Source organism: Pseudomonas sp. LAIL14HWK12:I7, from assembly GCF_000483465.1.
In the GTDB taxonomy this organism is placed as follows: domain Bacteria; phylum Pseudomonadota; class Gammaproteobacteria; order Pseudomonadales; family Pseudomonadaceae; genus Aquipseudomonas; species Aquipseudomonas kermanshahensis.
The window spans coordinates 33,518-43,203 of sequence record NZ_AXYZ01000025.1; the positions used below are offsets into that span (position 1 = coordinate 33,518).

Annotated in this window: 3 protein-coding genes and 1 rRNA gene; all 4 read right to left on the reverse strand. The window is 64.3% G+C overall.

Annotated features, from left to right (window positions below; genetic code table 11):
• Positions 1-18: 18 nt before the first annotated feature.
• The 4 genes from recD to rrf all read right to left on the reverse strand — a co-directional run bounded on the left by recD (position 19) and on the right by rrf (position 9,510).
• Positions 19-2,094: an exodeoxyribonuclease V subunit alpha gene (gene recD, locus D886_RS0119235; RefSeq protein ID WP_027595462.1), complete on the reverse strand. Its 2,076-nt coding sequence runs from the start codon at positions 2,092-2,094 to the stop codon at positions 19-21.
• The gene (gene recB / locus D886_RS0119240) at positions 2,091-5,768 is read right to left on the reverse strand and encodes an exodeoxyribonuclease V subunit beta (RefSeq protein ID WP_027595463.1); all 3,678 of its coding nucleotides are present in this window, start codon (positions 5,766-5,768) and stop codon (positions 2,091-2,093) included. The genes recD and recB overlap by 4 nt, the downstream gene beginning before the upstream one ends.
• The gene (gene recC / locus D886_RS0119245; RefSeq protein WP_027595464.1) at positions 5,765-9,247 is read right to left on the reverse strand and encodes an exodeoxyribonuclease V subunit gamma; all 3,483 of its coding nucleotides are present in this window, start codon (positions 9,245-9,247) and stop codon (positions 5,765-5,767) included. Before recC ends, recB begins: the two co-directional genes overlap by 4 nt.
• Positions 9,248-9,394: 147 nt before the next feature.
• A 5S ribosomal RNA gene (gene rrf, locus D886_RS0119250) occupies positions 9,395-9,510 on the reverse strand.
• Positions 9,511-9,686 lie beyond the last annotated feature (176 nt).

Consider the following 9,686-nt stretch of genomic DNA (forward strand, 5'->3'; position numbering starts at 1 on the left):
CGTACCTGGCGGCCAGTATCAGACCTGTTCGAGCATCAGGCCGGAAATGCGCCGCACCTTGCGCGACACCGCCTCCTCAAAGATGCCCTGCCGTGGTTCGATCAGGCTGAAGCAATGCTTGGCGCGGGTGATGCCGGTGTACACAAGCTCCTTGGTCAGCACCGGGTTAAGGGCGTCCGGCAGCACCAGGGCGGTATGGCTGAACTCCGAGCCCTGGGACTTGTGCACCGTCATGGCGAACACGGTTTCCACTTCGTTGAGCCGGCTTGGCAAGACGAAACGTACCCCACCGTTGCCGTCGTTACGCGGGAAGGCAACCCGCAACAGGGGCTCGCCCCGCTCGTCGGGCAGGCGCAAGGCGATGCCGATGTCGCCGTTCATCAGGCCCAGGCCATAATCGTTACGGGTCACCAGCACCGGCCGGCCCTCATACCAAGGCTGCTGAGCGTCGATCAGCCCGGCGTTGTGCAGCACCCGCGCCACCCGTTCGTTAAGACCCTCGACACCCCATGCGCCCCTGCGTACCGCGCAGAGCAGCTGGAAGTCCTCGAAACTGTGCAGCACCTTGCTTGCCCATTGTTCCCAGAGCGGGTCATCGAACGCGGAAGCCGGAGCCGGCCGATAGCGGCCCAGGGTCCGCAGGTAGCTGCGATAGCCTTGAGGCCCTTCTGCGCCGCGGTTGAGGCCGTCGAGCAGCAGACGGTCGAAGGCTCGATCATGTTCGTTCTTCAGCGCCAGGCCATTGACATCCGGCGGTGGCATCGCGAGCAGATTGCGCGCCGCATGGGATTCCTGACGGTTGACCAGCCGCGCCAACTGACCAATCCCGCTGCCTTCGCCGAAGCGCCGGGAGAACCGCAGCATCACCACCTGCTGGGCCAGCGGATTGCGCTGCGCATCACCGGCTTTGAGACCACTGCCTTCCAGCGACTGGCCACCAATCTGCTCTAGCCACGCCTGGGTCGCGGGTGAGTAACAGCCGTCTTCGGCATCCCGGCACAGGTCGCCCAATACCGCCCCCGCCTCGACCGAAGCCAACTGGTCTTTATCACCCAGCAGGATCAGCCGTGCGCGGGGTGGCAGGGCGTCGAGGAGGTTGGCCATCATCTCCAGGTCGATCATCGAGGCTTCGTCGACCACCAGCACGTCCAATGGCAATGGGTTGCCCGTGTGATGACGGAAATGCCGCGACCCGGGGCGGCTGCCCAGCAGCCGGTGCACGGTGCTGACCTCGGTGGGGATCTGCCCGCGCACGGCTGCGCTGACTTGCAGGCGCTCGACCTGCTGGCCAATGGATTCGGTCAAGCGCGCAGCGGCCTTGCCGGTCGGCGCGGCCAGGCGAATACGCAGAGGCCTGCCCTGCTCCACCGCCGGGGCCTGCAGCAAGGCCAGCAGGCGCACCACCGTGGTGGTCTTGCCGGTGCCAGGGCCGCCGGTAATGATGCTGAAGCCGGCGCGGGTCGCCAGGGCGCACGCCAGCTTTTGCCAATCAACCTGACCGGCCAGGGCACCCGCGTCGAACAGCTGTGCCAGGCGCGCCGGCAAGTCAGCCGGTGCGGCTTCATCCTGGCTCAAGCGCTGGCGCAAGTTCTGGTCGATGCGCCGTTCGTAGTTCCAATAGCGGCGCAGGTACAGGCGCTCGCCGCTGAGCACCAGCGGCCGTGCCTGCTGGCCTGGCGTGTCGCCCGCGGCCACCAGTGGGCTGGCAGCGATGCGCTGGCGCCAGGCCAGAAGGTCCAGGTTTGCAAGCAGTTGCGAAGGCAGCAGCAAGGGGCCGATCAAGGCGTCGCCTTCTGGCGGCAGCGACAGCGCAAAGTCCGGTTCGGCCAGGGTTTGCTGCAAGTCCAGGCAGACATGGCCGTGGCCCAGCTGATGGCTCGCCAGGGCAGCCGCCAGCAATAGCAAGGGGTCGCTGCCCGGGGCACGCTCTTCGAGAAACGACACGAACGCGCGGTCGAGGGCTCGCAGCCAGCCACGCTCGACCCAACGGTCCAGCAGTTGCAGCAGGTCAGCGCTGACACGCTGCGGCGCCAGGGCCAGCAGGTGTTCGGCGTGCAGCGGCGTGGGCAGCAGGTCGGTGAGGGTTCGGCTCATGGTGCGGCTCCGGCAAACAGGTCCTGCTGTGCGGGTGCATGCTCGCCACGGAACAGCGCATCGAGGGCTTCGATCAGTGCCCGCGGCGGCTTGACGAAGTACACACCATGACCGCTGCTGTTGGCACCGCGCAGGAAGATGAACAGGGCGCCGCCGACATGGCGGTCGTAATCGTAGTCAGGCAGGCGGGCGCGCAGTTGGCGGTGCAGGGCCAGCAGGTAGAGCACGTACTGCAAGTCGTAACGATGCTCGAGGATGGCCTTTTCCATGGCCTGGCTGTCGTAGGACTGGATGTCCGGGCCCAGCCAGTTGGATTTGTAATCGGCCACGTAATAGCGCCCGTCCAGCTCGAAGGCCAGGTCGATGAAGCCCTTGAACATGCCGTTGAGCAGCGTCGGCTGTGCCGCCGGCCGCGCCTGGCCTGGGTGCGTATAACGCGCCACCAGTTGATCGAGCTGTTCGGCGTCGACCTGATGGCTGGCGAACCAGAATTCCATTTCGATCTGGTAGTGACGCAGGTCCGCCAGGGTGAGGCTTACGTCGTGGGCCAGTACAGGCAGCGGTTCGTTCAGCAACTGGCGCAGCCACGGCGTCAGCGTCGGGATCCAGCCGGTCCAGTCACGGCGGTTGCAGCGCTGCCCGACTGTGCGCTCGATCAGCTCGGGGTTGCCGCTGACCTCCGCGAAGCCTTCTCGGCCGGCCCATTCCAGCAGGCCATGCAGGAAGGTGCCGGGGTTTGGCCCGCGTGGGAAGCGGTGGATATCCCCCCCTTCAGCCGGCACCTCGCGCAGCAGTTGCGCATCGAGGACTTCGTCATCCAGCAGCTGCTGAGCCTGTGAGCTGTCGGCACCGAGGGTCTGGTCACCGACGCGCAAGGCACTATAGGACGCAATCCACCAGTGCTCGGCGGCCGCTCGCCGGGGCTTGCGCGCAGGCAGCAGCTCACGTTCGGCATGTGGCGTGCGGTACAGCTGCTCGTCGGCCAGCGGCAGCGGCGGGCACTCAATGTACGGGCAGCTTGATGCCAACGCCTGCAGCCAGTCCGCCAATTGCCCGGACCCGGTCAACGCAAGGCCACCGCCAAGCAGGTAACCGAGGGCTGAGCGGTGCAGTTGCGAGCTCTTCTGGTTGCCGCGCTTGAGGTCGGCGACGCCAAGCCAGCAGGCATGCTGGGCGCGGGTCAGGGCCACGTAGAGCAGACGCAGGTCTTCGGCCAGGCGCTCGTCGTCGGCGCGGGCGATCTGTTCCTGGTCAGGGGTTAACGTCAGGTGCGCGTTGCCTTGGCTGTCATGCCAGGCCAAGGGCAGACGGGTACCGTCCACGGGCTTGCTGGTGCAGATGAACGGCAAGTAGACCAAGGGGTATTCGAGGCCCTTGGACTTGTGGATGGTCACCACTTTGACCAGTTGCTCATCGCTCTCCAGCCGCAGGATCTGTTCTTCACCGGCCTGACCGGAGCTGGCCAGGTGTTCGGCCAGGTGACGAATCAACGCTTGCTCGCCATCAAGCTCGCCCGCCGCCTGTTGCAGCAGCTCGGCCAGGTGCAGCAGGTTGGTTAGCACACGCTCGCCGTCACTGCGGGCGATGAGCGTGCGCGGCAACTGGAAGTCGTGCAGCAGGTGGCGCAGCATCGGCAACACACCTTGGCGCTGCCAGGTATCGCGATAGCGCCGAAAACGCATGACCCAGTCTTCCCACACCCGTTCGTCCTGGTTCAGCTTGTCCAGCGCCGCCAGTGACAGGTTGAGCGTAAGGCTGGCCAGCGCGGCCTTGAGCAGGCGCTCCGAATCCGGCTCGGCGCAGGCCTTGAGCCAGGCCAGCAGGTCATGCGCCTCTTGGGCGGCGAACACCGAGTCCTTGTCGGACAGGTACACGCTGCGCACCTCACGCGCGGCCAGTTCGGCACGGATCATCTGTGCCTCGTGGCCGTCGCGCACGAGAATGGCGATATCCGAAGGCAGGCAGGGGCGCAGTTCACCTTCGCCGTTGCGGAAACCCGCCGTACCCTGCTGCCCACCGTTGAGCAAGGCGACGATATGGCTGGCGCAGCTGGCAGCTAGGTGCTGGCGGTAAACGCTGCTCGATACCGGCTCTTCGCTCTGCAGGTGCCAGCATTGCAGGGCTGCGCTTGGCTGGCCGTCCACCAGCAGGTGCTCGCTACGCCCTTTGGCGCGGACCTCGATGAAGGGCAACGGGTTGTCTTGCGCTTCACGGAACAGAAACGCCCCTCGCCCCTGGCTTCGGGCCTCGGCCTGGAGAAACACCTGGTTGACCGCCGCGACCATGGCCTGGCTCGAACGGTAGTTGGTGTCCAGGCTGTGCAGGCGCCCGGTGGTAGCGCGCCGCGCGGCGAGGTAGGTGTAGATGTCGGCACCGCGGAAGGCATAGATCGCCTGCTTGGGGTCGCCAATCATGAACAGCCCGGTTTCAGGGCGGTTCTCGCTGATCTGGTAGATCCGCTCGAAAATCCCGTACTGGACCGGGTCGGTGTCCTGAAATTCGTCGATCAGCGCTACCGGGAACTGCTCACGAATCAACCCGGCCAGGCGCTCGCCGGCCTCACTGGCCAAGGCATGTTGCAGCCGTAGCAGCATGTCGTCGAAGCCCATCTCGGCGCGGCGGCGCTTTTCCACTTCGAAGCGCGCCGACACCCAGCCAGCAGCGTGTTCAAGCAACTGCGCATCCGGGCTGGCGAGGGCCTGCAACTGTTGCTGCAACGTTTGCATGGCGTGGAGCCCGGGGTGATCGGGTGGCTCCCCAGACTTCCACGCCTCGGCCATGCCCGCTGGCGTCAGGCGGGTGAAGCCGGTGCCAAGATCGAGCTCGACGGCCTGCTCGTCGCCGGCCCAGGCGCACAGCTTGTCGAACCAGGGTTCAAAATAGCGTGCCTGCATCTTGCGCCCGTCGGCCTGCTTGGCGGCCACGGCATCGCGGCAGATCTGCCGCAGTTCCTCGGCCCATTGTGCCCAGGGCGCCTTGAGCGCAGCCAACTGCTCGGTACGTTGCCCAAGCGCGGTTTGAATCAACGCTTCGGGCGCTTGCCCGTCCTGCTGTGCCCGTACCCGGCCGAACAGCGGGCGAATCCGCGGCAACAGCGCGTCGGGGCTGCCCCAATGCCCACGCACCCAGGCCAGGGCCTCACCTTGCATGCCATAGCAGAACCGGCGCCAGTAATCGCGCATGACCTGGCCCAGCAAATCGCTGTGATCGGTCTCGAGTGTCTGGGTGAACAGGCTGCCGCTGTCGAACGCGTGCTCGCGAAGCATGCGCTGACACCAACCGTGGATGGTCGACACTGCGGCTTCGTCCATCCATTGCACGGCGATTTCCAGGCGGCTGGCACAACGTGGCCAAGCCTCTTGCGGGTAATCGTCGCGCAACTGGTGCAGCAGTGGGTCGGCAGCGTCAAGCTCGCCACGGAAGAACCGCGCCGCCTCGGCCAAGCGGGCGCGGATACGTTCGCGCAGCTCTTTGGTGGCGGCGTCGGTAAAGGTCACCACCAGAATCTGCGGGGGCAGCAGTTCACGGCCGAAGGCCTGTTCGCCCCCGTGCCCGAGGATGAGCCGCAGGTACAGCGCCGAGATGGTAAAGGTTTTGCCGGTACCGGCACTCGCTTCGATCAGCTGGCTGCCGTGCAGGGGGAAACTCAGTGCCAGGGGACGGTCCTGGGTCATGCGCCACTCTCCGGGTTGCCCAGGGCCTGCCAGGGTGCGTTGAACAAGGGGCGGTACAGGGATTCGCACCAACCTTCAAAGGTTTCGTCGGCGGTGAGCGCGGCGAAGTCACGGAACTGCCGCGCCAGGGCGATGCTCTCGCTGCGCTCGCCAAAACTGTTGCGCTCATCGCCTTCATAGGCGCGAGCAGCCGCGGCCAGCGCTTTGTCGGCATCGTCTTGGGCCAGCCAGGCGAAGGCCGTTTTGGCCGCCACCGGCAGCGGCGCATTCATGGTGGCCTGGCGTGCAACCAACAGGTCGCCGAGCAATTGCGCCGCCTGGTCTTGCGGTAAAGGTGCCAGGAGCAAGGTCAGGTCACTGGCCACCAGCGCACTGTTCAGCGGATAACCCGCAGCGCAGGCAGCCAGGTGCATGACCCAGGGTGCGATCAACCGGTGCCATTTATAGTTGTTGCGCCCGGCACTGATGGTGTTCGGGACGGTGGTGATGCTTAGCAGGCTTTGATCATCAGCCTGGTACACCCGGCCTAGCCAGCCTTCCAGCCGGTGCGTGCCCTGTTCGTAATGCACAGGCAATGCGCCTTCGACCAGGTGTGGCCAACGCTGCAACAACTGACGATGGCGTTGCAGCAGGTCAGGCAGCGGCTGAATCAGATCGGCCTGCAACAGTGCGCCAAAACCGGCAAGCGGCAACACGCCACACGCTTGCAGGCGGCGTGCCTGCACCTGCAAGGCCTGCTCGGCATTCGCCGGGTCGGCCAGCGCGGCATTCAATAGGGTTTCACTGGCGCTGTAGCGTTGCAGGGTGTCGAGGACGAACGGCTCTTCATCCGGCGTCGGCGCCTCCAGGGCCTCGAAGAACACCTTCAGGCGCTGGCTGAAGAAGTGCCGCACCGGGTGGCGAAGAAAATCGTTCAGCTGCGTCAGGCTCAGTGCTTCGTCGTCGACGTAAGGAGGCAAAGCCGGCTCGACCTGCGTGGCGTCCTGCCCTTGCCGATGCAGCAGCTGCCATTCATGGGCGAAGCTGAACAACGGGCTGCCCTTCTGGAAGTAGCGCGGGCTGAACGGTTGCAGCGGGTGCTCCTGGGTCAAGGCGTGCAGCAAGCGCTCATCCGGCCCTTGGATTGGCCCGTCCTCTGCACCGGCCAACCGCCAGCCGGCAGCCACATGATCACGCAACTGGCCGATCAGCACCGAGGCGGGGCGCTCGCTGTTGTCGCGGATGCTGCGCCCGACCCAACTGACATAAAGCTGATCCCGTGCCGACAGCAGCGCTTCAAGCAACAGGTAACGGTCATCTTCACGGCGCGAGCGATCACCGGGGCGGTAGTCGCTGGCCATCAGGTCGAAGTCCAGCGGCTGCTGGGCGCGGGGGTAGTCGCCATCGTTCATGCCCAGCAGGCAGACCACGCGGAACGGGATGGCGCGCATGGGCATGAGGGTGCAGAAGTTCACCGAACCCGCCAGAAAACGCTGGGACAGCTTGCCTTGGTCAAGCCCCGACAACCACGCTTCGCGGACCACCGTCAGCGGTAGCGCGTCTTGCAGGCCGACGGTTTCGCACACTTCCAGCCAGGCGTCGCGCAGGTCCTGCAACTGCATCAGCAGAAACTCGTCGTGCTCACCCTCAGCCAGGAAAAACACCTGCAGCAAGGCATTCAAGCGCTCGCCCCACTCGGTGACGGTCGCCGGCTGTGCCAGTGCCTGGCAGGCCACCTCAAGGGCGTCCAGCAGGGCTACCAAGGGGCCGATCAGTGCCGCATCGAGGCCACCGATTTCGTCATAGGGTTCAATGCCATCACACCCCTCACCCACACCTACGGCATAACCCAACAACATGCGCCGCAGGCCGAAACGCCAGCTGTTCTGTTCCAGACCTTCAGGCAAGCCGAGGCTGGCCCGTTGCTCGGCGTTCAGGCCCCAGCGGATACCGGCACCTTCGATCCAGCGATGAAGCGTGGGCAAATCGCTTTCACGGATACCGAAGCGGGCCCGTACTGCCGGCACGTCCAGCAGGTCGAGCACTTCACTGACCGCAAAGCGGCTGTCTGGCAGCTTGAGCAGGTGCTCCAGGGCAATCAGCAAGGGCTCGCGACCGCGCTGGCCTTGGTCGGTGAGGGTGAACGGGATGTAGCGTGGGTCGTTGCGCTGCAATTGGCCGAACACGGCGCGGATATGCGGTGCATAAGTGTCGATTGCCGGCAGCATCACGATCACATCGCGCGGGCGCAGCGTAGGGTCGGCGCTGAAGCGGGCCAGTAACTGGTCGTGGAGAATTTCCACCTCGCGTTGCGGGCTGTGCGCGATATGGAAGCGCATCGAACGGTCCTGCGCGAGGTCGACTTGCGGCCAGCGTTCGCGGGTTTCGGCAAGTGGGCGCAGTTCGAGGATGTCATCCTGCAGTTGGTTGAGCAGCGTGGTCGGCGAAGCTTCGCTGAACAGGTCGATGCGCCCTTCGCTGAATACGCCGCGGTAGCTGCCGGGGTCGTCATAGCTGTCGAGCAGGTTGATGTAATCACGGCCCTGCTTGCCCCAGGCGGCCAGCAGCGGATGGGCATGCTGGTGTAGCGATTGGTCATCCAGCAGAAGCGGCATGCCTTGCTTGCGTTGTTGACGTTTGTACTGATGCCGCAGCAGGTCTTTGTCGGCGACGATATCGGCCCAGTGATGGCGACACGGGTTGTGAACGCAAAGCAGTACCTGGCTGAACCGGGCAAGCCCCGCCAAAGCCTCCAATGCTTGCGCTGGCAGGGAGGAGATACCGAACACGATCACGCGCGATGGCAGGCCGACAGGTGCCTGCTCCAGGCTGTTGATACGCTCGATGAACCGTTGATGCACACCTGCACGGCTTTGCGCCATGCCCTGCTCGCCGACATCGTCCAGCAGCGCCCGCCACAATTCGGCCTGCCAGCGATTGCCAGGGGGCAAAGGTTTACGCTCGCCACGGGCGGTATTAAGGATGTGCTCGCCGGCAGCCCAGTCCTTGAGCCAATCGGCTCGGTAGACTTGGTACTGGTCGAACAGGTCGGCCAGGCGCTCGGCAAGCTGGTAACGCTTGCGCAGGTCGCTATCGTCGATGAGAAAACGGCGCAGGGGCTCGAAATGCGGGCGCTCGATCAACGCCGGAAGCAAGCGCATGAGGCGCCAGGTCAACGGTGCTTTGTCGAGCAGGGAAACTTCGGGGATCTCATCGCGGCCCAGCACTCGCCGGTAAAGCTGCCACATGAAGCTACCAGGTAGCTGCACATCGATCGCGGCGGCAATACCACAGCCGCCTAGGTCCCCTTCTTCAGGGTCTTCAGCCAGCGCCAGTTTTAGCCACTGGGCGATGCCGTTGCTCTGCACCAGGGCGATTTCGTTTTCCAGTGGCGCTAACGGGTAACGGCGCATCCAGCTCACCACCAAGCTGCGCAAATCGTCGAGGCGGTTGCCATGTACGATCATGAAGCCGGGATGGAGGGCGGTGGTGTTGACCATTGAGCATTCCCTGGAAGCGGTGGGTTCTGATGCGGAACCATATCACGGGGCATGCCCGGGGTTATGGCGGGCATGGCGACAAATCTTTTCCAGCCCAAAAGACAAAACCCCTACCTGCTCGCGCAGATAGGGGTTTTGCGAAATGAATCTTGACGATGACCTACTCTCACATGGGGAAACCCCACACTACCATCGGCGATGCATCGTTTCACTACTGAGTTCGGGATGGGATCAGGTGGTTCCAATACTCTATGGTCGTCAAGAAATTCTGTAGCCAGAATGTCCAGATGGACAGCCCAGCGAATTCGGATATGCGATTTTGTGGTTACGAACTTTCGGGTCTTTCGTCTTCACCACCGCAATTCGCGCTAGCAAATTGCTTGGGTGTTATATGGTCAAGCCTCACGGGCAATTAGTATTGGTTAGCTCAACGCCTCAC